Annotated in this window: 23 protein-coding genes and 1 other annotated feature; of the genes, 17 read left to right on the top strand and 6 right to left on the bottom strand. The window is 59.3% G+C overall.

Annotated features, from left to right (window positions below):
* Positions 1-95 precede the first annotated feature (95 nt).
* The 10 genes from hisG (at position 96) to DWX75_RS07095 (ending at position 8,105) form a co-directional block, all read left to right on the top strand.
* Positions 96-758 carry an ATP phosphoribosyltransferase gene (gene hisG / locus DWX75_RS07140; protein ID WP_118015647.1) on the top strand — a complete coding sequence of 221 codons (663 nt, stop codon included), beginning with the start codon at positions 96-98 and terminating at the stop codon, positions 756-758.
* The gene (hisD, locus tag DWX75_RS07135) at positions 759-2,102 is read left to right on the top strand and encodes a histidinol dehydrogenase (protein WP_118015646.1); all 1,344 of its coding nucleotides are present in this window, start codon (positions 759-761) and stop codon (positions 2,100-2,102) included.
* A 203-nt stretch (positions 2,103-2,305) separates the two neighbouring features.
* Complete coding sequence (hisC, locus tag DWX75_RS07130; RefSeq protein WP_118015678.1) at positions 2,306-3,343, top strand: histidinol-phosphate transaminase; 1,038 nt, start codon at positions 2,306-2,308, stop codon at positions 3,341-3,343.
* Positions 3,340-3,930, top strand: a complete 591-nt coding sequence (hisB, locus tag DWX75_RS07125; RefSeq protein WP_118015645.1) for an imidazoleglycerol-phosphate dehydratase HisB — start codon at positions 3,340-3,342, stop codon at positions 3,928-3,930. Before hisC ends, hisB begins: the two co-directional genes overlap by 4 nt.
* 12 nt (positions 3,931-3,942) lie before the next feature.
* Positions 3,943-4,560, top strand: coding sequence for an imidazole glycerol phosphate synthase subunit HisH (gene hisH / locus DWX75_RS07120; RefSeq protein WP_118015644.1), 618 nt, complete (start codon positions 3,943-3,945; stop codon positions 4,558-4,560).
* A 168-nt stretch (positions 4,561-4,728) separates the two neighbouring features.
* Positions 4,729-5,460, top strand: a complete 732-nt coding sequence (gene hisA, locus DWX75_RS07115) for a 1-(5-phosphoribosyl)-5-[(5-phosphoribosylamino)methylideneamino]imidazole-4-carboxamide isomerase (protein WP_118015643.1) — start codon at positions 4,729-4,731, stop codon at positions 5,458-5,460.
* A gap of 5 nt (positions 5,461-5,465) precedes the next feature.
* Entirely contained in the window at positions 5,466-6,224 is a 759-nt protein-coding gene (gene hisF / locus DWX75_RS07110; protein WP_118015642.1) for an imidazole glycerol phosphate synthase subunit HisF, read from the top strand.
* An 8-nt stretch (positions 6,225-6,232) separates the two neighbouring features.
* Positions 6,233-6,943, top strand: coding sequence for a bifunctional phosphoribosyl-AMP cyclohydrolase/phosphoribosyl-ATP diphosphatase HisIE (gene hisIE / locus DWX75_RS07105; RefSeq protein ID WP_118015677.1), 711 nt, complete (start codon positions 6,233-6,235; stop codon positions 6,941-6,943).
* 4 nt (positions 6,944-6,947) lie between these two features.
* Positions 6,948-7,700, top strand: coding sequence for a SagB/ThcOx family dehydrogenase (locus tag DWX75_RS07100; protein WP_233519515.1), 753 nt, complete (start codon positions 6,948-6,950; stop codon positions 7,698-7,700).
* 9 nt (positions 7,701-7,709) lie between these two features.
* Positions 7,710-8,105, top strand: a complete 396-nt coding sequence (locus DWX75_RS07095) for a hypothetical protein (RefSeq protein WP_118015641.1) — start codon at positions 7,710-7,712, stop codon at positions 8,103-8,105.
* A 431-nt stretch (positions 8,106-8,536) separates the two neighbouring features.
* On the opposite strand, the gene DWX75_RS07090 is transcribed toward DWX75_RS07095, so the two are convergent.
* Positions 8,537-9,388 carry an Rpn family recombination-promoting nuclease/putative transposase gene (locus DWX75_RS07090; protein ID WP_118015640.1) on the bottom strand — a complete coding sequence of 284 codons (852 nt, stop codon included), beginning with the start codon at positions 9,386-9,388 and terminating at the stop codon, positions 8,537-8,539.
* A 313-nt stretch (positions 9,389-9,701) separates the two neighbouring features.
* Positions 9,702-9,899, bottom strand: a complete 198-nt coding sequence (locus tag DWX75_RS11990) for a hypothetical protein (RefSeq protein WP_147671543.1) — start codon at positions 9,897-9,899, stop codon at positions 9,702-9,704.
* Positions 9,900-11,445: 1,546 nt separating this feature from the next.
* Between DWX75_RS11990 and DWX75_RS07080 the strand changes: the two genes are divergently transcribed.
* Entirely contained in the window at positions 11,446-13,674 is a 2,229-nt protein-coding gene (locus DWX75_RS07080; protein ID WP_158558772.1) for an autotransporter outer membrane beta-barrel domain-containing protein, read from the top strand.
* A 1,259-nt stretch (positions 13,675-14,933) separates the two neighbouring features.
* On the opposite strand, the gene DWX75_RS07075 is transcribed toward DWX75_RS07080, so the two are convergent.
* The 3 genes from DWX75_RS07075 to DWX75_RS07065 all read right to left on the bottom strand — a co-directional run bounded on the left by DWX75_RS07075 (position 14,934) and on the right by DWX75_RS07065 (position 19,446).
* Positions 14,934-16,355, bottom strand: a complete 1,422-nt coding sequence (locus DWX75_RS07075; RefSeq protein ID WP_118015637.1) for a sodium:alanine symporter family protein — start codon at positions 16,353-16,355, stop codon at positions 14,934-14,936.
* A 374-nt stretch (positions 16,356-16,729) separates the two neighbouring features.
* Positions 16,730-18,115 carry a pyruvate carboxylase subunit B gene (locus DWX75_RS07070; protein WP_118015636.1) on the bottom strand — a complete coding sequence of 462 codons (1,386 nt, stop codon included), beginning with the start codon at positions 18,113-18,115 and terminating at the stop codon, positions 16,730-16,732.
* Between the two features lie 443 nt (positions 18,116-18,558).
* A complete protein-coding gene (locus DWX75_RS07065; RefSeq protein WP_118015635.1) occupies positions 18,559-19,446 on the bottom strand; it encodes an aminotransferase class IV in 888 nt (295 codons plus the stop codon).
* Between the two features lie 335 nt (positions 19,447-19,781).
* On the opposite strand from DWX75_RS07065, the gene DWX75_RS07060 reads away from it, so the two are divergent.
* The 6 genes from DWX75_RS07060 to DWX75_RS07035 all read left to right on the top strand — a co-directional run bounded on the left by DWX75_RS07060 (position 19,782) and on the right by DWX75_RS07035 (position 25,216).
* Positions 19,782-20,051, top strand: coding sequence for an ACT domain-containing protein (locus DWX75_RS07060; protein ID WP_118015634.1), 270 nt, complete (start codon positions 19,782-19,784; stop codon positions 20,049-20,051).
* Between the two features lie 50 nt (positions 20,052-20,101).
* A complete protein-coding gene (locus DWX75_RS07055; protein WP_118015633.1) occupies positions 20,102-21,463 on the top strand; it encodes a PFL family protein in 1,362 nt (453 codons plus the stop codon).
* Between the two features lie 178 nt (positions 21,464-21,641).
* On the top strand, positions 21,642-22,364 hold the full coding sequence (nth, locus tag DWX75_RS07050) for an endonuclease III (RefSeq protein ID WP_233519514.1): 723 nt from the start codon (positions 21,642-21,644) through the stop codon (positions 22,362-22,364).
* A 4-nt stretch (positions 22,365-22,368) separates the two neighbouring features.
* Positions 22,369-22,821: an N-acetyltransferase gene (locus DWX75_RS07045; protein ID WP_118015632.1), complete on the top strand. Its 453-nt coding sequence runs from the start codon at positions 22,369-22,371 to the stop codon at positions 22,819-22,821.
* 164 nt (positions 22,822-22,985) lie between these two features.
* Positions 22,986-23,216 (top strand) — a binding site (T-box leader).
* Positions 23,217-23,300: 84 nt separating this feature from the next.
* Positions 23,301-24,314 (top strand): 3-deoxy-7-phosphoheptulonate synthase, encoded by a 1,014-nt coding sequence (gene aroF / locus DWX75_RS07040; protein WP_118015631.1) that lies wholly within the window; start codon positions 23,301-23,303, stop codon positions 24,312-24,314.
* Positions 24,315-24,319: 5 nt separating this feature from the next.
* Complete coding sequence (locus tag DWX75_RS07035) at positions 24,320-25,216, top strand: prephenate dehydrogenase/arogenate dehydrogenase family protein (protein ID WP_118015675.1); 897 nt, start codon at positions 24,320-24,322, stop codon at positions 25,214-25,216.
* Positions 25,217-25,336: 120 nt separating this feature from the next.
* Here the strand turns inward: DWX75_RS07035 and DWX75_RS12200 are convergent.
* On the bottom strand, positions 25,337-25,542 hold a 206-nt coding region (locus DWX75_RS12200), incomplete at its 5' end, for a hypothetical protein (RefSeq protein ID WP_233519513.1).

Raw genomic sequence — 25,542 nt, 5'->3', positions numbered from 1 at the left:
AAAAATCTTGACGAAAACAGGATTACATGTTAACATATTTTACATGTTAACGCTTTAATTAGATAAAGACTAACAGAAAAACTTGGAGGTCCGCTATGACGTCAAACAATATGGAGTACTTGACCATCGCCCTGCCGAAGGGCAAGCTGTTTTCCCTTTCCGCCGACCTGCTCGCGAAGATCGGCTATACGGCAGAAGGGCTCTCGGACAAGTCGAGGAAGCTGGTCATTACGAATGAAGAGAAGAAGATCCGGTTCATCGTCTCAAAGACGGCCGATGTGCCGACTTACGTGGAGTACGGTGCGGCGGATATCGGCGTCATCGGCAAGGATGTGCTGCTGGAGTCCGGCAAGGATGTCTATGAGCTTCTGGACCTCGGCTTTGGCCGCTGCCACCTCATGATGGCCGTGCCGAAGGCCGAGAAGCGCGAGAAGCTCGTCGACTACGACCACACGCGCGTCGCGACGAAGTTCCCGCACATCGCGGAGCAGTTCTTCAACCAGCATGGCATGCAGATGGAATACATCAAGCTCAACGGCTCCATCGAGCTCGGCCCGATTGTCGGGCTCTCGGAAAGCATCGTCGATATCGTCGAGACGGGCACGACGCTCCGCGAGAACGACCTCGAGGAGATCGCCTACATCCTCGACGCGACGGCGCGTCTCATCGTCAACCGCGTGAGCTTCAAGCTCAAATTTGACCGCATCAGCCAGATGGCGGCCGATCTGAAGAAAATCCTGGAAAGCGAGGAAGCATAAATGAGAATCATAAAAGCCAGTGAAGCAGGAGAGGCTGAGGTCGAACGCCTTCTGACGAAGGCCGCCTTTGATGAAGTCGAGCTCAACCCGAAGATCCGCGAAGCCAACAAGAAGACGTTTGGCCGCGACATGACGGCTGCCGAGCTCGTGCGCCAGATCGTCGGCGATGTGCGCCGCGAGGGCGACGCTGCCGTCATCCGCTACACGCACCTCATCGATAAGGTCGATTACAAGCCCGAGGACTTCCTCGTGACGGAGGAGGAGTTTGCGGCGGCTGAAAAGGCCGCGGACCCCGCCGTCGTCGAGTCGCTGCGCAAGGCGGCCGCGAATGTGCGCCGCTACCACGAGGAGCAGAAGCCGAATTCGTGGATGACGTACCGCGAGAAGGGCTCGATCCTCGGCCAGTCCCTCATCCCGCTTGACCGCGTCGGCATCTACGTGCCGGGCGGCACGGCCGCCTATCCGTCTTCCGTCATCATGAATGCGGTGCCGGCCGCTGTGGCAGGCGTCGGCGAGATCATCATGATGGTGCCGCCGAAGAACGGCAAGATCAACCCGTACGTCCTCGTCGCCGCGCGCGCGGCCGGCGTCAAGAAGATCTACAAGATTGGCGGCGCGCAGGCGATTGCCGCGATGGCGTTCGGCACGGAGACGATTCCGCGCGTCGACAAGATCACGGGCCCGGGCAACATCTTCGTGACCCTGGCGAAGAAAGAGGTCTACGGCCACGTCGATATCGACATGCTCGCAGGCCCGAGCGAAATCCTCATCGTCGCGGACAAGACGGCCGACCCCGTCTACACGGCTGCCGACATGCTGAGCCAGGCCGAGCACGACCCGCTGGCGTCGAGCATCGTCATCACGGACGACGCGGAGCTCGCGGCAAAGGTCGCAGAAGAAGCGGAGAAGCAGCTCGCGAAGCTGCCGCGCCGCGAGATTGCGCAGGCCTCGATTGACCGCAACGGCCTCATCGTTATCGCCGACGACATGATGCAGGCCATGCGCTTTGCCAATGTTTCGGCTCCGGAGCACATGGAGCTTTTGACGGCTCAGCCCTTCCAGCTGCTGCCGTACGTGCGCCATGCCGGTGCCGTCTTCCTCGGCGCGTACTCGCCGGAGCCGCTCGGCGATTACTTCGCGGGGCCGAACCACGTGCTGCCGACGGGCGGCACGGCACGCTATTACTCCGTGCTCAACGTCGAGACGTTCATGAAGCGCACGAGCATCATCTCGTACACGCAGCCGGCGCTCGAGGATGTCAGCGAGGACATCATCCGCCTCGCCGAGACGGAGGGCCTGCAGGCCCATGCCAACGCCATCCGCCTGCGCAAGCGCGAAAAATAAGCCGCACGGCTGCCGCGCACGCCGATACGGGCGATATTCCGGCCGTCTTGCCGGATTTGTTTTGCCAGGCAGGCGTTATGCGCCGGGAACATGGATGAACGAATGCATGAGAGATACCGAGATACTGAGATATTGAGATATTGAGATACGATGAGGGGGAAAGGGAATTGACGAACTTCAACTATCGCGAAGGCCTTGCCGATATGCCGTCCTACGACGTCGTCGAACGCGACTGGGACATCAAGGTCAATGCCAACGAATGCAATATGAACATGCCGCCGCTCGTGGCGGAGCGCGTGATGAGCCGCCTTTCGTGCGTGGCCTTCAACCGCTACCCGAATGAGGAGTACGACCTCCTGCGTGAGCAGATCGCGCGCAACTTCAAGCTGCAGAAGGAGAACATCCTCATCGGCAGCGGCTCGAGCGAGATCATCGAGAAACTCTTCTACTGCTTCGGCGGCTCGCCTGCGCACAAGATCGTCTACCCGCAGCCGTCGTTCTCGATGTACACGATTTACGCAAAGGCCGCCGAGGCCACGGGCGTGCCCGTCGACCTCTCGCCGGTGGATTACTCGCTCGACATCGAGAAATTCGTGCGCACGGTCAACGACGAGAAGGCGTCACTTGCCGTCATCTGCAACCCGAACAACCCGACGGGCAACGGCTATACGCTCGACCAGATCGAATACATCGCGAAGAACATTTCCTGCCCGTTCCTCGTCGATGAGGCCTACATCGAATTCTACGGCCAGACGGCCACGGGCCTCCTCAAGAAGTACCCGCACCTCATCATCGCGCGCACGTTCTCGAAGGCCTACGGCCTCGCCTCGTGCCGCGTCGGCTACATGCTCGCAAGCCGCGAGATCGTGGCGATGATTGACAAATCGTACATGCCGTACCACATGAACGTCCTGTCGCTCGTCACGGCCGACATCTGCTACCAGATGCGCCAGGAATTCATCCCGCACATCCAGATCATGATTTCCGAGCGCAAGCGCATGCAGGAAGAGCTCAAGAAGCTGCCGGGCGTCACGGTCTACCCGTCAGAGACGAATTTCATCCTCGTGCACTACGCCGAGGCTCAGAAGCTCAACGAGCTCTTTGAGTCGAAGGGCATCGGCGTGCGCCACTTCGGCGATGCGCCGGGTCTCAAGGACTGCCTGCGCATCTCGATGGGCCGCCGCGAGGAGAACGACACCTGGTACAATTACTTCAAGGCATTCACGGAGGGCAGAGCATGAGTATGCGCACGGCAACCGTCGAACGCAAGACGGCAGAGACGAACATCAAGCTTATCCTGAACCTCGACGGCAACGGCCACGGCGTCATCGACTCGGGCATCGGCTTTTTCGACCACATGCTCAACCTCATGACCTCGCACGGCCTCATGGACCTCACACTGGCCTGTGACGGCGACATCGACGTCGACGGCCATCACTCGGTCGAGGACATCGGCATCGCGCTCGGCGACGCCTTCAGGAAAGCCATCGGCGACAAGAAGGGCATCCGCCGCTATGGCACGTTCTACCTGCCGATGGATGAGGCGCTGGCCTTCGTCTCGCTCGACATCAGCGGCCGGCCGTACCTCGTCTACGAGGGCGGCGAGATGGCCCCGATGATCGGCGGCTTCGACACGGAGCTCACGGAGGAATTCCTGCGCGCGTTTGCCGTCCATGCGGGCATCACGCTGCACGTCCGCGTGCTCTACGGCAGGAATTCGCATCACAAGGTCGAAGCCATCTTCAAGGCACTCGGCCACGCGCTGCGCATCGCCGTCGAGGACGACCCGCGCGTCGAGGGCATCCCGTCGACGAAGGGTTCATTGTAAGGGGGCAGGAGTATGATTGCAGTAATCGATTACGGCGTGGGCAACCTCTTCAGCGTCGAGAAGGCCTTCGCGGCACTTGGCGCCGATGTCCGCGTCACGAGTGACGAAGCGGTCATCCGCGCGGCCGACAAAATCGTGCTGCCGGGCGTCGGGGCCTTCGGCGATTGCATGAAGAACCTCGAGGCAAGCGGCCTCATTCCGGTGCTGCTGGACTGCGTCGCAAAAGGCAAGCCGCTGCTTGGCATCTGCGTCGGCCTGCAGATCCTCTTTGACGGCAGCGAGGAGAGCCCGGGCGTCCGCGGCCTCGGCCTGATTCCAGGGCTCGTGAAAAAGATTCAGGCCCCGGGACTCAAGGTGCCGCACATGGGCTGGAATTCGCTTGCCATCCGCGAGCCGCGGCAAAAGGCGGACCTTTTCGCAGGGCTCGGGGAGAAACCCTACGTCTACTTCGTGCACAGCTACCACGCCGTGCCCGAGGACCCCGCGGTCATCACGTCCGTGACGGAGTACGGCGAGCAGCTCACGGCATCCGTCGCCAAGGGCAACGTCCAGGCCACGCAGTTCCACTCCGAGAAATCCGGCGACGTGGGCCTGCACATCCTGAAGAATTTCATCGAAGCAGAAGCATAAGAGGCAAAGCTGAGAGGCAGCCATATACAGGAAAACGAGAACGGCGAAGCGGCTGAACGTGATTTCGGCCGTTTGCCGTTTTTTCGGAAGAAGACATACGAGACGAAACCATACAAATGGAAAAATGGAACAATCAGCAATGAACAGCGAGAGGCAGGAGGATTTCCGATGATTATTTTTCCAGCAATCGATATCCGCGGCGGGAAATGCGTGCGGCTCTTGAAGGGTGACTTCAAGCAGGAGACGGTCTTCTCGGACCGCCCCGAGGAAATGGCGAAGAAATGGCAGGCACAGGGAGCACAGTTCCTGCATCTCGTCGACCTCGACGGGGCGCTCGCGGGCGAGTCGCGCAACCTTGAGACGGTGAAGAAGATCCTTGCGGCCGTCGACATCCCCGTGGAGCTCGGCGGCGGCATCCGCACGATGAAGAACATCGACGACGTGCTCGCGCTCGGCGTGCGCCGCGTGATCCTGGGTTCCGTGGCCGTGCGCGATCCAAAGCTCGTGCGGGAAGCCTGCGCGAAGTACGGTGACCGCATCGTCGTCGGCATCGACGCGAAGGACGGCATCGTCGCCGTCGACGGCTGGGGCGTCTCGGGCGATGTCGAGGCCACGGCACTCGCCAAAGAGATGAAGAAAGCAGGCGTCAGGACGATCATCTACACGGATATTTCGCGCGACGGCACGCTGGCGGGTGTCAACGTCGAGGCCACGGCCAAGCTTGCGCGCGAGAGCGGCGTCGCGGTCGTCGCCTCGGGCGGCGTCAAGTCGCTCGCGGACATCGAGGCCCTGAAGCCGCATGAAGCGGACGGCATCGAGGGCGTCATCGTCGGCAAGTCCATCTACATGGGCACGCTCGACCTCGCGCAGGCTATTGAAATCGCGGCGAAGGAGGACTAAAATATATGTATACAAAACGCATTATTCCTTGCCTGGATGTCAAGGATGGTCGTGTCGTCAAAGGCACGAATTTCGTCGGGCTGCGCGACGCGGGCGACCCGGTGGAGCTCGCGGCCCGCTACGACGCCGAACGCGCCGATGAGCTCGTCTTCCTCGACATCACAGCCTCGAGCGACGACCGCCAGACGATGGTAAAGGTCGCGCGCGACTGCGCCTCGCAGGTGTTCATCCCGTTCACGGTGGGCGGCGGCATCCGCACGGTCGAAGACATGCGCCGCATGCTCAAGGCTGGCGCCGACAAGACGTCCCTCAACACCGCTGCCGTCAAGAACCCATCGCTTCTGCGCGAGGGGGCCGAGCGCTTCGGGCGCCAGTGCATGGTGCTCGCCGTCGATGCGCGCCGCGCGGGCGACCACAAGTGGGAAGTATACGTCAACGGCGGCCGCACGCCGACGGGGCTCGACTGCCTCGAGTGGGTCAAAAAAGCCGTCTCCCTCGGTGCCGGCGAGATCCTCTTGACGAGCATGGACGCCGACGGCACGAAGGACGGCTACGACATCGAGCTCACGCGCGCCGTATCGGAGGCCGTCGATGTGCCCGTCATCGCCTCGGGCGGTGCCGGCAAGCTCGAGCATTTTTACGATGTGCTGACGCTCGGCAAGGCCGACGCCGTGCTCGCGGCTTCCGTCTTCCATTACGGTGAGTTCACGGTCCGTCAGGTCAAGGAATACTTGCAGTCCCGCGGAGTGGAGGTTCGATTCTGATGGAACAAATGCAAAACAACGTCGATATCTCGATGGTCAAATTTGATGAAAAAGGCCTCGTGCCTGCCATCGTGCAGGAGGAGAACGGCCAGGTCCTCATGCTGGCCTACATGAACGAGGAATCCCTCAAGAAGACGCTTGCGACCGGCTACACCTGGTTCTTCAGCCGCAGCCGCCAGAAGCTCTGGCAGAAGGGCGAGACGTCCGGCAACGTCCAGCGCGTGCGTGAGATTTCCTACGACTGTGACGGCGATACGCTGCTCGTGCGCGTGCACCAGACGGGCGTGGCCTGCCATACGGGCACGTACACCTGCTTCTCGGGCCGCAGGCTCGCGGGCGAGGAGCAGAAGGGCATTGCCGTCATCCCGCCGGAGAAAAAGGCCAACCTTGCGACCGTCCTTTACGACCTCTACAACGTCATCCAGGACCGCCGCGTCAACCCGGTCGAAGGCTCCTACACGAATTACCTGTTTGAAAAGGGCCAGGACAAGATCCTGAAGAAAGTCGGCGAGGAGGCCGTCGAGACCATTATCGCCTCGAAGAACAACGTGCGCAAGGATATCGTCTACGAGATGGGCGATCTCTGGTACCACTGCCTCGTGCTGCTCGCGTACCACAACATCTCGCCGGAGGAGCTCTTCGCCGAGCTCATGGGCCGCCGCAAAGGTGCCAGCTACCATAAATTCACGGGCAAGACAGGTGTCCGCCCGGATCTCTGAGGTGATGATGTTGGATCTTTCGCTTGAAGAACAGTTCATGGCCGGCACGACGCTCGAGCACTGCCAGGACGTGCCGCTGAAAGAGGGCATGCCCGTGCCGGCCCCCGAGAAATACGTGCCGCCGCAGAACGGCAGGAGCTTTGTGACGTTGCCCGAGCCGGATTTTTTCCCCGACATCAACGTCAATTTCCTTGAAACCATTGAGCTGCGCACCTCCGTGCGCCAGTACCAGCAGGACGAGCCCATCCCCGTCAAGGAGCTCTCGTATCTCCTCTGGTGCACGCAGGGCGTCAAGATGGCCCTGCCGAACGGCGGCAGCATGCGCAACGTGCCGTCGGCCGGCGCGCGCCACGCGCTCGAGACGTACCTTTTCGTGCAGCGCGTCGAAGGGCTGAAGCCCGGTTTTTACCGCTTCCTGCCGTTTGACCACGCGCTCTTGCCGCTCACGGACCTCGACAAAGAAGCGTTCCTCGCGGCCTTTCCGGGCCGCCGCATAGTGGAAAATAGCGCCGTGACCTTCGTCTGGTCGGCCGTGCGCGACCGCATGACGCACCGCTACGGCCCGCGCGCCTACCGCTACCTCTTCCTCGATGCCGGCCACGTCTGCGAGAATCTCTATCTCGCCGCCCAGACCGTCAAGACCGGCGTCTGCGCCGTCGGCTCGTTCGACGACGCGGCGCTCAACCAGGCGCTGGCGCTCGATGGCCGTGAAGAATTTGCCATCTACGCCGCAACGGCCGGCAAGCCCGTGCGCTGAGGTGAGAGCATGAACGTATATTCACTTTATTTATTCGTGCTGATCATAATCATCGGCGTGTTCGGCCTGGAGATGTACCATTCCCTGCACCGCTCGTCCGTCGTCAACCGCCTCATCCAGGCCTACAGCGACGACGTCCACAACTCCGCGCTGCTGCCGAAGATTTACGCGTACTGCCAGTCGGACTGGAAGCTCCGGCGCATCATGAAGAAATACGAAGCGACCCCCGAGGACTTCGCCAAGATTTACCACAAGCTCCTGATCTGGGGCAACTTCCGCAAAGGCCGCCGCTTCGTCCCAATCTCTTCGTTCTTCTACGTCTACACGCTCGAGTACCTGCTCAAGCACAAAAACGCCGACGCCAAGCAGCTGACCATGAAATGCATGAACTTCTTCCATATCTGACGCCATTAGGCGAAAAAACTCCAGCAACCCCGCTGGAGTTTTTTTATGCCTTCCCCAGAGGGGAAGGCAATGGGGACGCCATCTGCACGAGCCTCAAGCTGTCCCCGCGTGCGGGGAAAGTGGCCCGGAGGGCCGAAAGGGGTCCATGGACGAGGACCTGCACATATTTTGATTTGCATCGAAATGGCAAGTCGCTGCGAGCCGTCACCCCTTCAGTCAGCTGCGCTGACAGCTTCCCCAAAGGGGACGCCATCTGCACGAGCCCCTAGGCCTTCTCCCCGCACGGGCGCGAAGCGCGGGATGCCGGTGGCATCCCCGGGGAAGGTGGCCCGCAGGGCCAGAAGAGGTCCATGGGCAAAGTACTTTGAATGGAGAAAAAGCCATGCTCAAAATACGAACATGGCTTTTTCGCTTTTGTATTAAGGGACTAGTCAGAAGGCCAGACCGTTATCTTTGGCGATTTTGCGGATCTCTTCAAGTGAGAGGTTGGTCGAGTCGGTGATGATGCCTATTGGAAGGCCTTTTTTTAAAAGAGACAGCGCGATCTTCATCGAGGCTTTGCGCTCGCCATCAGCGAAACCGTCTTCTTTTGCGACTTCGAGCGCGCGTTTCTGATCCCATTTGAAGTTGACCATATCGAACACCTCACTTTCGTTCTTCTGGAAATAATCTGCTAATATGTCATGTGTCTTGCAGTAGGTAATGGCTTGACGTATGGCAATTTTGAGCTCAAGTCCGTCTCGGAGGCCATCGCGGACTTTCTGTACGAAGATGCTGTAACAGCGAAGCTCGTAGCAGGAATCAAGGAGCCTATTTTGGGTGGAGTAGTTGATGTTGTAACAGTTGACGACGAGCTCAAGGGAATTGGTTGCGTGAGAGAAGGCACTGGAAAGATGGAGTTCCTGGTAGTCGGGTTCGTCGTGACTGCCGTTGTAGAAGACGTAGAATTCCGGCGCGGGAATGGGGATGAGACGCGAGCGGTAGACGAGCTCCCGGGAGTCGAGCTGGCGGCTGTAAAGCTTGGCGATGTACCAGAGCATGCGCAGCGGCATGTTGGGATTCCATGAGCTCTGGTGTTCCATGAGGATGATGTCGCGGTCGCCGATGCGGAAGCTGATGTCATTCTTGATGTCGTTGAAGAACACACCGCGCAGCGTCGTGATCGTGATGTCCTTCGGAGCAACGCTGCGGCCGGTCAGGGCCGTGTAGAGGCTGGCGAGCCGCCGCTTGTCGTTGAAGATGTGACGGAAAAGCGAATCTTTGTAAGACCGTTTCGGCTTCATGGCAGGCACCCTTTCTTTTTGTCTTTATTATATCATATAAAACGAAAGGTTGTCAGGGGCTGGAGGCAGCTAGCAGCAAGACGCTGCGGGATGTATTCCGGCTTCGTCGCGCCGCTAAATGTGAAAGGACAGGGATGAGGGCGCAACGATGCGCGGAGTCGGCTGGCTAAACAAGTTTTCCCCTTGGGGAAAGTGGCCCGCAGGGCCGATAGGGGATTCAGCAGGTATTGGCGTTGCTGCTCGATGAAATGAGATTGTGATACGTGATGTTTGTTTACACGGAAGCACTATGATTCTGCGAGCAGGTACCCCTTCAGTCAGCTGCGCTGACAGCTTCCCCAAGGGGTCGCTCAAAGCCGTCCCCGCGCACGGGCGCGAAGCGCGGGATGCCGGGGGCATCCCCGGAGAAGGTGGCCCGTAGGGCCGGAAGAGGTCCATGGGCAAGGCGCTGCGGGATGTATTCCGGCTTCAGCGCGACGCTGAATGGGGACCAATCTACTACGAACGACAAAGACAGCTCGCCGCCTGCCGCGGCGTTCTGACATTCAGCGCAAAGGATTTTTCTTGTTGGGTCCCAGCCCTGCGGGCAATCGCTCTGCGCCTCCAGGCGGAATACATCCCTCCGCTTGGCTTCTTCTAACAGAACATCGAAGCGAATGCCGTCTCCCGCAGGAGAAGGGGGACCGCAAAACGGTGGAAGAGGTCCATGAACGGCAGTGCGTAACCCCTTGTCCAAGGACCTCTTCCGCCTCGCAAGCTCGGCACCTTCCCCGTGCGCGGGGAAGGCAGCGCGTTAGCGGTGGAAGCTTCCCCTTTCGGGGGAAGTGGCCCGCAGGGCCGATAGGGGGCAGGCAGGTATTGGCGTTGTTGTCCAAGAAGGATACATTCTTCTACATTATCAGTCCTGTACCGCAATACAAAAGTTTTACAAAATTTATTTTTATACTGTCTGAGTACGCGCAATCCCTTGTACTGCCTTGATCCTAACTCTAATATCGATGTCTCACCAAGAAAGACTATGAAAAATGGACTAAAATTTCATTACAGTATGATTAAGACTGTGGATAAGAAAGAACCGATATTTAGCACTGTTTTTTTTTTTTTGATATGTGCTACAATCCTCCCGGTTTATGTAGAACGAGAGCCATGATGATGTAAACCGGATTTACATCATATGTATTATGGGAGGGTTTCGTATGAATCGAAAAAAAGCAAAGCAGCTGCGGATCATGCTGGCTGTTATGGCCGTTACAGGGGGTTGCGTGTTCCAGGATCATGCTTGGGCAGCGGAGTTTAACGGAAACCCCGGCACGTATACGGATTTCGTTGACTATGATGGTGAGATCATCACCCCGACTGGCAAGTCTGACTACACATTCGCCAAAGGCGCGCGGCTGAACAATCCGAAAGGGCAAGAAGCCTTTCAGGTTGATGATCCGGGTCAGGATGTGACGATTCATGTCGGTAAGGCAGATGGGCACACATACGATTTTGAAGCAAATGGCTATAATCTTAGTTTCAGAAATATAAATGAAGGTTCACCTGTCAGCAGGTTAACTATTGATGATACCATTGATGGCAAGTCGACCGGAGCGGACTATCATTTTACGAACAATGAGAAGAGCCGGGAAGACGAAGAAAGCGGCTCAGTGAAGACGCTGTTCTTCTATGGGAACTCTGAGACTGCAATTAAAGGTCATTCCGTAACCATTGATTCGGCTCGATACAGAGATACTACGATTACGCCGAAAAAAAACAGCCATGGCATATTGTCTTCCAATGCCAAAAGCGTACAGTTTGATCTGTCTGGAGACTTTAACCTCGACAATGAGCAGCGGGGCATTTACATGACCGCGGATACGCACGACAGCTCTATGGATATCCAGGCCAAAAATATTCAGATAACCTGTAAGGACCCAAATGAAAATCTTTTGTATAGTCGGGTAGGTGTTTCGGCATACGGAGATCCATATACCTCAACATTGCAGATGAACTCCGCGGGCGATATCAATATATCTGGCTACAGCATTGCTTTGCAGGGGCTGGGCTATGTAGATATGAAGCTTGAGGGCAAGAATATCACACTGGACGGCAATCCGTCAGATGGCAAAAGCTTACGGGGCGTATTCTTGAATGGCGCATCGCCAGAGGAAAGTAAGATTGCGTTAAAGGCTCAGAACTCGCTGGACATCATTGGGGGAACAGGAGAAAACGGGTATGGCGTAAAAAATACGGCTGGTGCCGTGACGGGATCTGCTGAGAATATTTCTGTATCCGGTTCTGTGGATGCGCTTTACAGCGATTTCGGCGGAACGATTCAGATGACAGCCAATCATGCCGAATATCAGGGAAATTTGATGTCCTATAGTGACAGCGCGATTCAGCTCAATGCGGACACCAATATTATCAAGGGAAATGTTACGGCCTTGGATGGCAGTATGGTTACCTTTGATGGGAAGCAGGAAGATGGAAGCGGCACGGTGACGATCCTGAATGCAGGCGGGGCTGGCGTTTTGGCAGGGATTTATAACCCCGCAGAAGAGCATGCATTATCGGAAGTAACTGTCAAGCAGAATGCTGTTGTAAATGTTCATGATGACAGTAATGACCGCAGCTATCAGGATAAGGAATTTACCGATGTCGATTCTTCCGCTTTGATGGCGCAGACGAATTCGAAGATCACGGTGGACAAAGCTCAGGGCATCTACGGCAACATCACGGCGGATATCGATACGACAGCGGCGCCGGCTGCGGATGCAAAGACCGGCGGCACGGTTGACGTGACGACGGCGGCAGGCGGCGAGATCAAGGGCAATATCTCGGCCGGTCATGGCGGTACGGCGAATATCACGCTGGCGAAGGGCGACTGGGAAGGCCGCGCCACGGATTATCAGGGTACGGATGCAGCCGGCACGACGAATCTGACCATGCAGGACGGTGCGGCCTGGCATATGAGGGGCGACAGTTATCTGACTTCGCTGAACAATACCTCGTCGCTGGTCGATATGAAGGCGCATGATGCGTATCAGACGCTGCATATCGGCACATTCACGGGAAAGAATGGCACGTTCCTCATGAAGACGGACCTTGACAGCCAGACGGATGGCGATAAGATTCAGATCGCTGATGCGGCGGCCGGCAGTCAGGGCAGCGTGCAGGTTTACGACAAGAGTTTCCTCACGGGCAAGGAGGTGACCGGCGTCAGGAATCTGCTGCTCATCACGGATGAAAGCAGGAACGCCGTATTTGCCGGCAAGTCCCTCGATAAAGGCGGGCTCTGGGATGTGACACCGACCATTCAGCGCGGCGATACGGTAAAGGATGCGCAGGGGAATGTCGTTGGGAAAGAGACGGAATGGTACCTGACGAAAATCCAGAAGAGCATCAACAAGGATACGAAGCCTTTGCTCGGTGTGGCGGATTACGCCTATGGCTCGTACCGCATGGATATCGAGACACTGCGCCAGCGCATGGGCGAGCTGCGCTTCCTCAAAGACAAGCAGGATGCGTCGGGCATCTGGGCGCGCATGTACGGCGGCGAGTTCGACGGCCCGGGCTACGACAGCCGCTATCACGCTTTGCAGCTCGGCTATGATTACGCGGCGGATCCCAAGAGCTTCTACGGCTTCTTCGGCGAGCGCGGCATTGCTTCGCCGCATTACGACTACGGCACGAGCAGCAACCATTCGCTTGCGGCTGGTGTCTACGGCACCTGGTTCGGCGATTCGGGCGTCTACACGGACGCCGTCGCCAAGTGGGGACGCGACGATGTGGACCTTCATACGTTTGGCTCGTATCCGGATCAGGCGAATTACCGCACGCGTGCGGCGAGCCTGAGCCTCGAGTATGGCAAAACGATGAAGCTCAATGACAAGGGGCTCTTCATCGAGCCGCAGGCCCAGCTCGTCTACGGCCATCTCGGCAGCACGCACTACACGACGGCCCGCGAGAAGCAGGTCCATCTCGATGACTACGACAGCTTCATCGGCCGTATCGGCTTCGTCTTCGGCCGCCGCACGCCGGATGCTGAAAAGCCGCTCGACTACTACCTGCGCCTCTCCGCGCTGCACGAGTTCGGCGGCCGCCGCGGCATGCACTTCTCTGCAGCCGACGGCGAGACAATGGACTGGTCGCGTGACTACGGCAGCACCTGGTACGAAGCCAGCCTCGGCGGCACGTACCGCCTGAATGACCGCACGACGCTCTACGGCGACGTCCAGCGCTCGTTCGGCAGCGACTGGCACAAGAAATGGCAGGGCAACATCGGCATCAACTGGCAGTTCTGATAGAAAAAATGACGCAGCAGACATCACGCCTGCCGCGTCATTTTTGCATTGCCGTCCCCGCGCACGGGGAAGGGGGACCGCGAAGCGGTGGAAGAGGTCCTTGAGCTGGTGGGCATGAACAATGATCGATTGCAAGTCTTTACATGCAGCGTAACCCCGCGCAGGGGTGCGAAGCGCGGGATGCTGGTGGCATCCCCGGGTGTGGCCTGGAGGGCCGAAAGGGGACTATGAGCGAGGATATGCGTACGACCGATGATGCTGCGGGATATATTCCGGCTTCAGCGCGCAGCTGAATGTGACCCAACTGACTGTGAGAAGCAAAGGTACTTCGCCGCCTGCCGCGGCGTTCCGACATCCGGCGTGAAGAGTTTTTCGTATTGGGCCCCATCCCTGCGGGCAATCGCTGCACGCCTCCAGGCGGAACACATCCCTCCGCTCGGGTTCCTCATGCCCTTTTGTAGAACAAGAGCGCGGCAAGTCGCGCAGCCTTCCCCGCGCACGGGGAAGGGGGACCGCGTAAGCGGTGGAAGAGGTCTATGGACGGACGGGCAGGGACTATACTCGATTGGAAGTCCTCACAAGCGTCGCAGCCCCGCGTGTGGGGGCGCGAAGCGCGGGATGCCGGTGGCATCCCCGGGTGTGGCCCGCAGGGCCGAAAGGGGTCCATGGACGAGGACCTGCGCATATTTCGATTTGCATGGAAATGACAAGTTGCTGCGAGCCGTCACCCCTTCAGTCAGCTGCGCTGACAGCTTCCCCCAAGGGGACGCCATCTGCACGAGCCCCAGCCTTCCCCGCGCACGGGGAAGGGGGACCGCGAAGCGGTGGAAGAGGTCCATGGACGGACGGGGAAGAACAATACATAACTGCAAGTCCTCACAAGCGTCGCAGCCCCGCGCACGGGGGCGCGAAGCGCGGGATGCCGGTGGCATCCCCGGGTGTGGCCTGAAGGGGCGGAAGAGGTCCATGGACGAGGACCTGCGTATATTTCGATTTGCATGGAAATGACAAGTTGCTGCGAGCCGTCACCCCTTCAGTCAGCTGCGCTGACAGCTTCCCCCAAGGGGGCGCCATCTGCACGAGCCCCAGCCTTCCCCGCGCACGGGGAAGGGGGACCGCGTAAGCGGTGGAAGAGGTCCATGGACGGACGGGGAAGGTCACGCGACTCGTTACAGTCGTGCGTTCTGTCGAAGAAGACGAGCCTGAAGCCTGAAGACGCGAAAGGAGCTGCCGTTTGGCAGCTCCTTTTTGGTGGTGTGTCAGTTTTTGCGGTCGACGCCCCAGGCGTAGACGCCGCGTTCATCGCCTAAGATGGCAGGGTCGAAGACGGGCTCCTCGATGCCCTGTTTTTTCTGCTTGACGTAGTCAAACAGCGCGATGCGCGCGTATTTGGAGAGACGCGCGACGGCGTAGAGGTTCGTGAGGCAGAGGAAGCCCATGAAGAGGTCGGCGAGGTTCCAGACGAGGGAGAGTTCGGCGAGGCAGCCGAAGAGGACCATGAGCACGACGCCGATGCGGAAGACGGTCAGTGCCTTTTTCGTGTTGCCCTCGAAGAAGGCGATGTTGATTTCGCCGTAGTAGTAGTTGCCGACAATCGAGCTGAAGGCGAACATCAGGATGAGAATGGCGACGGCCGCCGGGGCCATGGGGCCGAAGATGCTCGCGAGCGAGGCCTGGGCGAGCGCGATGCCCGTGAGGTCGCCGCCGATTGTGTACTGGCCCGTCAGCAGCACGATGAAGGCCGTGGCCGAGCAGACAATCCAGGTGTCGACGTAGACGCCAAACGACTGCACGAGGCCCTGCTTGATGGGGTGCGTGACGTCGGCCGTGGCCGCGGCGTTCGGCACGGAGCCTTCGCCGGCTTCATTCGAGAAGAGGCCGCGCTTGACGCCCGTGAGGATGGCCGTGCCGAGTCCGCCGCCGACGGCTGCCTGCGGCGAGAAGGCGTCGTGGAGGATCAACGCGAACATCGAGGGAATCATGCCGATGTGCAGCACGATGATGACGAAGGCTGTCAAAAGGTAGAGGCCCGCCATGATCGGCACGAGGAATTCCGTGAATTTCGCGATGCGCGTCATGCCGCCGAAGATGACGAGGGCCGTGAGCACGCAGAGGAAGGCGGCCGAGAGCAGCGGGTCGATGCCGAATGCCGTCTTCGCGGAGAGCGCGATGGTATTGGCCTGGACCGAGACGTAGATGAGGCCGAACGTCACGGAAATCAGGATGGCGAAGAGCTTGGCGATGCCGGGCTGGCCGAGCGCGTTCTTGATGTAGTACGCGGGGCCGCCGTGGAATTTGCCGTTGCCGCGCGGCAGCTTGTAGATCTGCGCGAGCGTGCTCTCGACAAAGCCCGTCGCACAGCCGAGGAAGGCGATGGCCCACATCCAGAAGACGGCGCCCGGGCCGCCCGTGACGATGGCAATGGCGACGCCCGCGATGTTGCCGACGCCGACGCGTGAGGCCGTGCTGACGCAGAAGGCCTGGAACGAGCTGATGGCCTCGCCTTCGGTTTTCTTGCCGATGCCCTCGGTCAGGAGGCGCAGCATCTCGGGCAGCAGCCGCAGCTGCACGAAGCGCGTCGAGAATGTGAACCAGAGGCCGCAGCCGACGAGCACGACGATGAGGACGTAGGACCAGAGTACATTGTTGATTGCATTGACAATCGAGTTCAGGATTTCCATTTCATCAAACTCCATTTCTGCCGGTGATCCGTTTTAACTATAAAAAAATGACATACCTATTATATAGAATATTTCTAAGGCGGTCAAGCCTGGCACGCCATCGCAACGAACCAGGCACAACGGCCGCGGTACGCAGGCAATCATGGGCCGCCGGCGGCCATAGATTACAGGCAGCCAGGGAGTGTGAGCGCATGAAAATCTGGCTCCGGCCGGCCGCACGGGGGCTATGACGCTGAACGGCAGGTGGAGCGGAAGCGGCGAAGTCATGGGAACCGGGCAAAAAAAAGAGGACGAGGCTCGCGGGGCTGCGAACTTCGTCCTTTATGGCAAACTACGATTTATTGGGTATGTGGGTATGGAATCCGGCTATGCACTTATTTGACGTAAGCCGTGATCTTCTGGAAGTGGCGCTGGAAGAACTCCTCAGCGACCTGCGGGAACAGGGCGTAGGAGAGAACATCCTCATCCGACGGATTCAGATAGCCTTTGTCCTTGAGCTCCGCCTTGAAGTCGGCGAACGTCTTGGCCTTGGCATCCTCGATGGAGCAATCCTCGATGATGTCTTCCGGTGCGATGCCGAGCGTCTTCGTCAGGAAGTCGCGGTCGACAGGAACCGGCGTGCGGCCGAACTTGCCGCGGGCAAGATCCTTGAACTCCGTCGGGACCATCTTGTAGCGCTCGCCGGCCATGACGTTGAACGTGGCCATCGTGCCGACAATCTGGGAGGACGGCGTGACGAGCGGCGGATAACCGAGGTCCTTGCGGACGCGCGGCATCTCGTCGAGCAGGTCCTGATACTTGTCTTCCATGCCGGCTTCCTTGAGCTGGTTGGCGAGGTTCGAGAGCATGCCGCCCGGGATCTGGAAGTCGAGGACGTTCGGGTTGATGTCGAAATAGCCCTTGAGGTTGAATTCCTTGATGAGGCGTTTCTTGACTTCGAGGAAGTACTTGGAAATCGGCGTGAGCTGCTGGACATCGATGCCCGTGTCGTGCTCCGTGCCTTCGAGCATGCGGATCATCGTCTCCGTGCACGGCTGGGACGTATCGGAGGAGAACGGTGCGAGTGCGCAGTCGATGACGTCGACGCCGGCTTCAACAGCCTTGAGGTACGTTGCATGGCCGAAGCCCGACGTGCAGTGCGTGTGGAGCTCAACCGGGATATCGAGGGCAGCCTTGAGTTTCTTGACGAGGTCCTCGGCGACATACGGCTTCAGGAGGCCGGACATATCCTTGATGCAGATGGAATGGCAGCCCATCTCCTGCAGCTGTTTGGCGAGGTCGACGAACATTTCGTTCGTGTGGACCGGGCTGACCGTGTAGACGAGGCAGCCCTGGACTTCCGGCTTCTCCGGGCATTTGAGGGCGGCATCGATGGCCACGCGCAGGTTGCGGACATCGTTGAGGGCATCGAAGATACGGAAGACGCCGACGCCGTGTGCCGAAGCCTTCTGGACGAATTTCTCGACGACATCGTTGGAGTAGTGGTTGTACCCGAGGAGGTTCTGGCCGCGCAGCAGCATCTGGATCGGGGTCTTGAGCTTGGATTTCAGCGTATCCAGACGCTCCCACGGATCTTCATCGAGGAAACGCAGGCAGGTATCAAACGTGGCACCGCCCCAAGCTTCAAGAGCCTTGTAACCGACGGCATCGAGTGCCTCAAGCTGCGGCAGCATGTCAGACGTGCGCATGCGCGTCGCGCAGAGGGACTGATGACCATCGCGCAGGACAGTCTCCATGATTTGAACGGGTTTCTTAGCCATAGATAACACTCTCCTTAGGATAATTGCTCCATAAATGGAACTTATTGAGAATACATAGTTAAAATGGGCAAAAACGTTTTGTGAAATAGGGGAAACGCGCGTCGTACATTGTTTTTCACGAGTTCACACAAATTCGCATCACAAGACTAGTATAGGTACTAAAAATGACTTTGTCAATGGAGAACGTGATTTTTTTCCCATACGATAACCAATTCGAATCATTAGCTGTGTTTATCCAATCATAAAAGAATCGTTTCGATAACATGCGGCTATAGTACGCCGAAAGAGACGAAAAAACGGCCAAAAAATCCGCATAAACCAGCCGAAAAAATAGGGCTGGCGGCAGATCGGGGACAGGTGAAAAAAGCGCCCACGGCAGAAAGCTGCTGTGAGCGCGGGGGATAGCTTCGGCGGGCCGTTTTCGTCTGCATGCTGCTTTTTGCTTATCGAAGCTGCTTTTGGATGAAGTCCCGGTAGGCTGCGGCGAGGGACTGCGTGATGGGGCCGGGCTCGCCCGTGCCGATGGGCTTGCCGTCGATCTTCGTGACGGAGGCGATGCCGCGCGCGGTGCTTGCGACGAAGGCTTCCTCGGCTGTCAGCGCGAAGGCCGGCGCGAACGCCTTCTCGACAACGGTCAGCTGGAGCTGCGGGAAAATCTGCCCGAGGAGCTGCGCGCGCGTCACGCCGCTGCGGATGAGGTGGCCTTCAGGATGCGTCCAGATAAGGCCGTCCTTGACGATGAAGAAATTGGCGTCGGTGCCCTCCGTGATGAGGTTCGTATCCTGGCGGCAGAGGATGGCCGTATCGGCGTGGCGGCGCATGGCTTCCTCCTGCGCGAGCACGTTGCCGAGCCGGTTCAGGGAATTGATGTCGCAGCGCAGCCAGCGGCAGTCCTCGGCAAAGATGGCTGCAATCCCTTTTGGTGCGTTGTCATCCGTTTCGCTGCCGGCGTCGTCCGCTTCCCCTGCGGCCTTACCGAGGTCGTGGATGGCAGCCGAGAGCAGCGGCACGACCATTTTGGGGAAGGCGAGGCCGCTGCTGCCGAGGCCGCGCGTCACCTGCAGGCGGATGAGGCCGTTTTTGACGCCGCTCCTTTTGATGAGGTCCTCGTGGATGGCCGTGAGTTCCTCATCCATGTAAGTGATCGGGATGGCAAGCTCGCGCAGCGACCGGCGCAGGGACTTGATATGCTCGGGCAGCGCGAAGCATCTGCTGTCATAGACGCGCGTGACCTCGAAGGCTCCGTCGCCCATCGCATAGCCACGGTCGTTAACGGCCGCCGCGGCTTCATCAAGCGGCACGAACGCGCCATCAAAGAATCCATAATCCATATGGTATCATCCTTTCATCTGAGTCTGGGGCCCGCCGCTGCACGCCGCAGGCCGCTTCCTTCATTATATCATATCCGGCAAAATTTGCCGTGGCCCCACGCTGGCAGATTGGCCCTGCCGGAAACTGTGAGCGGGCAGCCGTCGCTTGCTGTTCTCATACGAACAACCTTTCTGTTACAGGGCTGGACCTGGCTTAGAATTTACTAGAAATTTCCCGCGGGGTATTGGTTTTTCCAGAGAGCCTTGTTATAATGGAAGAAATCATTGTGCTGATAGACGGTGCGTTATCGTTACAGGCGCGCGGTACGAAGCAGAAGAAAAGGGGTAATGTGTAAATGAAACTCGTAGTAACGGTTGTCGGCAAAGACCGCGTGGGCATCATCGCCATGGTCAGCCAGATCCTGGCCGAGAACAACGTCAACATCCTGAACATCAACCAGAACATCATGGACGGTTTCTTCAACATGGTCATGATCGCCGAGATCAGCGAGAGCAAGATCAAGCTCGCCGAGCTGCAGAAGACGCTCAAGGAGAAGGGCCAGGAGATCAACGTCGAGATCAAGGCCCAGCATGAGGACATCTTCAACGTCATGCACCGCATCTGATTGAGCATGCGCCGCATCTGAGTGAGACAGAAGGGAAAGGACAAGTATCTGTGATAACGATTGATGATATTTTAGAAACAAACCGTATGATTACGGAGAACAAGCTCGATGTCCGCACGATCACGATGGGCATTTCGCTGCGCGACTGTGCGCATCCGAACATCGAGAAATTCTGCCAGAACGTCTACGACAAGATCACGACGTCGGCGGAATTCCTCGTCAAGACGGGCGAGGACATCGAGGCGGAGTACGGCATCCCCATCATCCACAAGCGCGTCTCGGTCACGCCGATTGCCATCGCGGCCGATGCCTGCAAGACGGATTCCTACGTGCCGGTCGCCGAGGCCATGGACCGCGCGGCCAAGGAAGTCGGCATCAACTTCATCGGCGGCTTCTCAGCCCTCGTCGAGAAGGGCTTCACGCACGGCGACCGCGTGCTCATCAACTCAATCCCGCAGGCACTCGCGACGACGGATCTCGTCTGCTCGTCCGTGAACCTCGGCTCGACGAAGACGGGCATCAACATGGACTGCGTGCGCGAGATGGGCGAGGTCATCAAGCGCACAGCTGAGCTCACGCGCGACCAGCAGGCCTTAGGCTGCGCGAAGCTCGTCGTCTTCTGCAACGCGCCGGGCGACAACCCCTTCATGGCCGGTGCCTTCCACGGCGTCAGCGAGGCCGACAAGGTCGTCAGCGTCGGCGTCTCGGGCCCGGGCGTCGTCAAGCACGCGCTCGAGGACCTCAAGGGCGCGGATTTCACGGAAGTCGCCGAGACCATCAAGAAGACAGCCTTCAAGATCACGCGCGTCGGCCAGCTCGTCGCGCGCGAGGCCTCGAAGCGTCTCGGCGTGCCGTTCGGCATCATCGATCTGTCGCTGGCCCCGACGCCGGCCGTCGGCGACAGCGTCGCGCGCATCATCGAGGAAATGGGCATCGAGAGCTGCGGCGCGCCGGGCACGACGGCCGCACTCGCCCTCCTCAACGACGCCGTCAAGAAGGGCGGCCTCATGGCCTCTTCGCACGTCGGCGGCCTCTCGGGCGCCTTCATCCCGGTCAGCGAGGACGAGGGCATGATTCACGCCGTCTCGGAGGGCAGCCTCTCGATTGAGAAACTCGAGGCCATGACGTGCGTCTGCTCCGTCGGCCTTGACATGATCGCCATCGAGGGTGACACGACGGCCGCGACGATCTCGGGCATCATCGCCGACGAAGCCGCCATCGGCATGATCAACAACAAGACGACGGCCGTGCGCGTCATCCCGGTCCCGGGCAAGAAAGTCGGCGACGTCGTCGAGTTCGGCGGTCTCCTCGGCTACTGCCCAATCGTCCCCGTGCGCAACCAGTACAGCTCCGAGGCGTTCATCGCGCGCGGCGGCCGCATCCCGGCGCCGATCCGCAGCCTGACGAACTGAGGCAGCGGAAGCAGTTTGGGCCGCTGAGGCGCCTTTGGCCGCGGAAGCAGCTTGAGCTGCTCGGGCCGCATCTTGCCAGACGGTCGGAATCTGCTATAATGGAATAAATCGTGAAACTCAGGAAAGGGCTCAATTCATGGATTGGGCCCTTCCTTTTGCCATGACAGGAAGTGGATTTATGCGCATTACCAAGAAAATACGGGCCGAGCAGCTCGCCATCCTCGAGGAGACGTACCGCGGCGCGAAGCCCGAACTCATTTTCCATAACGCTTTCGAGCTCCTCATCGCCGTCATCCTCTCGGCGCAGTGCACCGACAAGCGCGTCAACGTCACGACGAAGCGGCTCTTCGCGAAGGTCCACGGCCCCGAGGACATCGTCGCGATGGGCCTGCCGGCGCTCGAGAATGAGATCCGCGACTGCGGGCTCTTCCGCAACAAGGCCAAGAACATCCTCGCGGCCTGCCAGATGCTCTGCACGCAGTACGGCGGCGAGGTCCCCGCGGACTTCGAGGAGCTCCAGAAGCTGCCGGGCGTCGGGCGCAAGACGGCCAACGTCGTCATGAGCGTGGCCTTCCATCAGCCGGCCATCGCCGTCGACACCCACGTCTTCCGCATCGCGAACCGGCTGAAGCTCGCGACGGGCACGACACCGCTCGCCGTCGAGCAGGGCCTCATGAAGAACATCCCGCGCGAAAAATGGTCCGACGCGCATCACTGGCTGATCTGGCACGGCCGCAAGATCTGCAAGGCCAGGAAGCCCGCCTGTGACATCTGCCCGCTCGCACCCGTCTGCCCAAGCTGTGAGGCTGCAGCAGACACGCCGGCCAAGGCGTTACGCTCTGCCAAAGCCGCCAAAGACGCACCGGCAGCCAAAGATGCACCGGAAAAGGAGAGGAAATAACAGAATGGAATACCGCAAAGCAACCTTTCAGGATATCGAAGCGATCTATGATCTCGTCAACAACTACGCGACGGACGGCGTCATGCTCGCGCGTGCGCGCAACACGCTCTACGAGACGCTGCGCGACATGATCGTCGCGGTCGACGATGACGGCAAAGTCGTCGGCGTCGGCGGCCTGCACATGATCTGGGACAAGCTCGCCGAAGTCCGCACGATGGCCATCTCGCCCGCACTCACGCGGCAGGGCATCGGCGCCGAGATTGTGCGCCGCCTCATCGAGGAGGGCGATGCGCTGGGCGTCGAGAAGTACTTCACGCTGACGTACAAGCCGGGCTTTTTCCAGAAGCTGGGCTTCCAGACGATCACGAAGGAAGAGCTGCCGCACAAGGTCTGGAAGGAATGCATCGACTGCCCGAAATTTCCGAACTGCGACGAGATCGCCATGGTGCGCGTCTGAGCCGTGCCTGCCATCGCGGGCGGGCGTGTGACACGCGGGCCGCGGGTGGTTCAGACGCCTGCCTTTGTTGATATAAATGTCTGCAAGGACGGTACAGTTTTTGCCGTTTTTGCGAAAAAACGTTGACAATTCCCGCAAAAACTGTTATCGTAATATACATCAAGTGAAATGCGACGATTGAGAGAAGTACTCCGAGGACTTCCTGACAGAGAGCGGCGGGCCGGTGAAACGCCGCAGGAGGCACGGACGAAATACACTCAGGAGCAGCAGGCTGAAAGGAGTAGGCCGCGCCGGAATGCCACCGTTATCAGAGGCTAGGATATGTCAGTATCCGAAAGGAGAGGCTTGCATCGGCAAGCAGGGTGGTACCACGGGTATATCAGCTCGTCCCTGTAGAGGGGCGGGCTTTTTTTGTTTCGGGACATGTCCAATTCTCATCACCACCGCCATCATCCGCAGAAACAGGGGAGGAACTCATTATGATCATTGTCATGAAACCGAATGCCACGAAAGAGAACATCGAACACATCGAGGACCGCCTGCACCAGGTTGGCCTCAAGGCCCACCTCTCGACGGGCGAGGACTGCACGATCATTGGCGTCATCGGCGACCGCAAGAAGATCGCGAACCTCGAGATGAACATGATGGAAGGCGTCGAGAAGACCGTGCGCATCACGGAGAAATACAAGCTCGTCAGCCGCCATTTCCATCCGGAAGACACCATCGTCGACGTCGACGGCGTCAAGATCGGCGGCAAGGAAGTCGTCGTCATGGCAGGGCCGTGCTCTGTTGAGAGCATCGACCAGCTGCGCGAGGCTGCGCATGCCGTGAAACAGGGCGGCGCCCAATTCCTGCGCGGCGGTGCGTTCAAGCCGCGCACGAGCCCGTACGATTTCCAGGGACTCGCCGAGGAAGGCCTCAAGATGCTGCGCCAGGTCGCCGATGAAGAGGGCCTCAAGGTCGTCACGGAGATCGTCGACAAGGACGACATCGAGCTCGTCGGCAAATACGCCGATGTCTACCAGGTCGGCGCGCGCAACATGCAGAACTTCCAGCTCTTAAAGGCGCTCGGCAAGGCGAAGAAACCCGTCATGCTCAAGCGCGGCCTCGCGGCAACGATCAGCGAATGGCTCAACGCGGCCGAATACATCATGGCGGGCGGCAACGAGCAGGTCATCTTCTGCGAGCGCGGCATCCGCACGTATGAGACGTTCACGCGCAACACGCTCGACCTCAGCGCCGTTGCAGCCGTCAAGGAACTCTCGCATCTGCCAATCATCGTCGACCCGAGCCACGGCACGGGCCGCTGGGAAATGGTGCGCCCGATGGCACGCGCTGCCGTCGCCGCGGGCTGTGACGGCCTCATCATCGAGGTCCATCCGCATCCGGAAGTCGCGCTTTCAGACGGCGACCAGAGCCTGACGCCGAAGAACTTCAACGCGCTCATGAGCGAGCTCGGCAAGATCTGCGAAGTCATGGGGCGTACATTATGAGCCAGATGAACCAAGCGAAATTGAAATTTGCCATCATCGGCGTCGGCCTCATCGGCGGCTCGCTCGGCCTCTGCCTCAAGGACAAGCTCGGCGACGCCATCTACATCACGGGCCTCTGCCGCCACCAGTCCTCGATGGACAAAGCCGTCGCGCTCGGCGCCGTCGACTACGCATCGTCGGACCTTCCGTCCGTCGTCGCGGACGCCGACATCGTCTTTCTGAGCCCGCCGGTTCTCCAGATCGTGCCGATGGTCGAAAAGATCCTGCCGTATTTAAAGCCCGGCACCATCCTCACCGACGCAGGCAGCACGAAGGGATACATCTGGCAGCACCTGCAGAAGATCCTGCCGAAAGACATCTACTACATCGCCGGCCATCCGATGACGGGCCGCGAGAAAAGCGGCGTCGAGGCCGCCGTCAAGGACCTCTTCGTCGGCAAAGCCTACGTCATCGTTGAAGACACCGGCGCGCCGCCTGAGGCCCACGCAAAGCTCATGAGCGTGCTCCAGTACACGGGTGCGAACTTCACGACGCTCGACATCGCCCAGCACGACCGCTGCGCCTCTGTCATCAGCCATGTGCCGCACGTCACGGCCGCCGCGCTCGTGACGCTTTTAAACCGCTCGGGCGACGACCGCGAGTCGTGCATCAAGCTCATCGGCGGCGGTTTCAAGGACACGACGCGCATCGCCTCCTCGAACGCCGACATGTGGGCCGATATCTGCATGACGAATGGTGACGCCATCGCCAGCGACCTGAAGAACCTCCAGAATATCCTCGGCGAAGTCATCGGCGCCATCGAGCGCCACGACCGCGCCGCCATCCACGACTACTTCGCCGCGTCCAAAGCCTGCCGCGACAGCCTGCTCGAAAACGCCACGAAGAAATTCGATCCCAATTAATACTCTGTACCAAACATACCGCACGCAAAAACGCCCTGACGAGAAACCGTCAGGGCGTTTTTATGCGAGCCCAAGCCTTCCCCTCTGGGGAAAGGGGACCGTGTCAGCGGTGGATGAGGTCTATGGCCGGCAGAGTGCGACAGCGTCCTCGTCCCCGCCTTCCACATTTAGCCGCGTGCTGAAGCCGGAATACATCCAGCAGCGCCTTTTACGCCTGTTTACATCGAGCTGCTGCACGAGCCCCCAGCTGTCCCCGCGCACGGGGAAAGTGGCCCGCAGGGCCGAAAGGGGTCCATGGGCGAGGTTCCGCGCATATTTCGATTTAC

Origin of the sequence: Mitsuokella sp. AF21-1AC, from assembly GCF_003458855.1 — a bacterium.
Classification (GTDB): Bacteria; Bacillota; Negativicutes; order Selenomonadales; family Selenomonadaceae; genus Mitsuokella.
The sequence above is the reverse complement of the archived record's forward strand: the minus strand, read 5'-3'. Positions and strand labels throughout refer to the sequence as shown.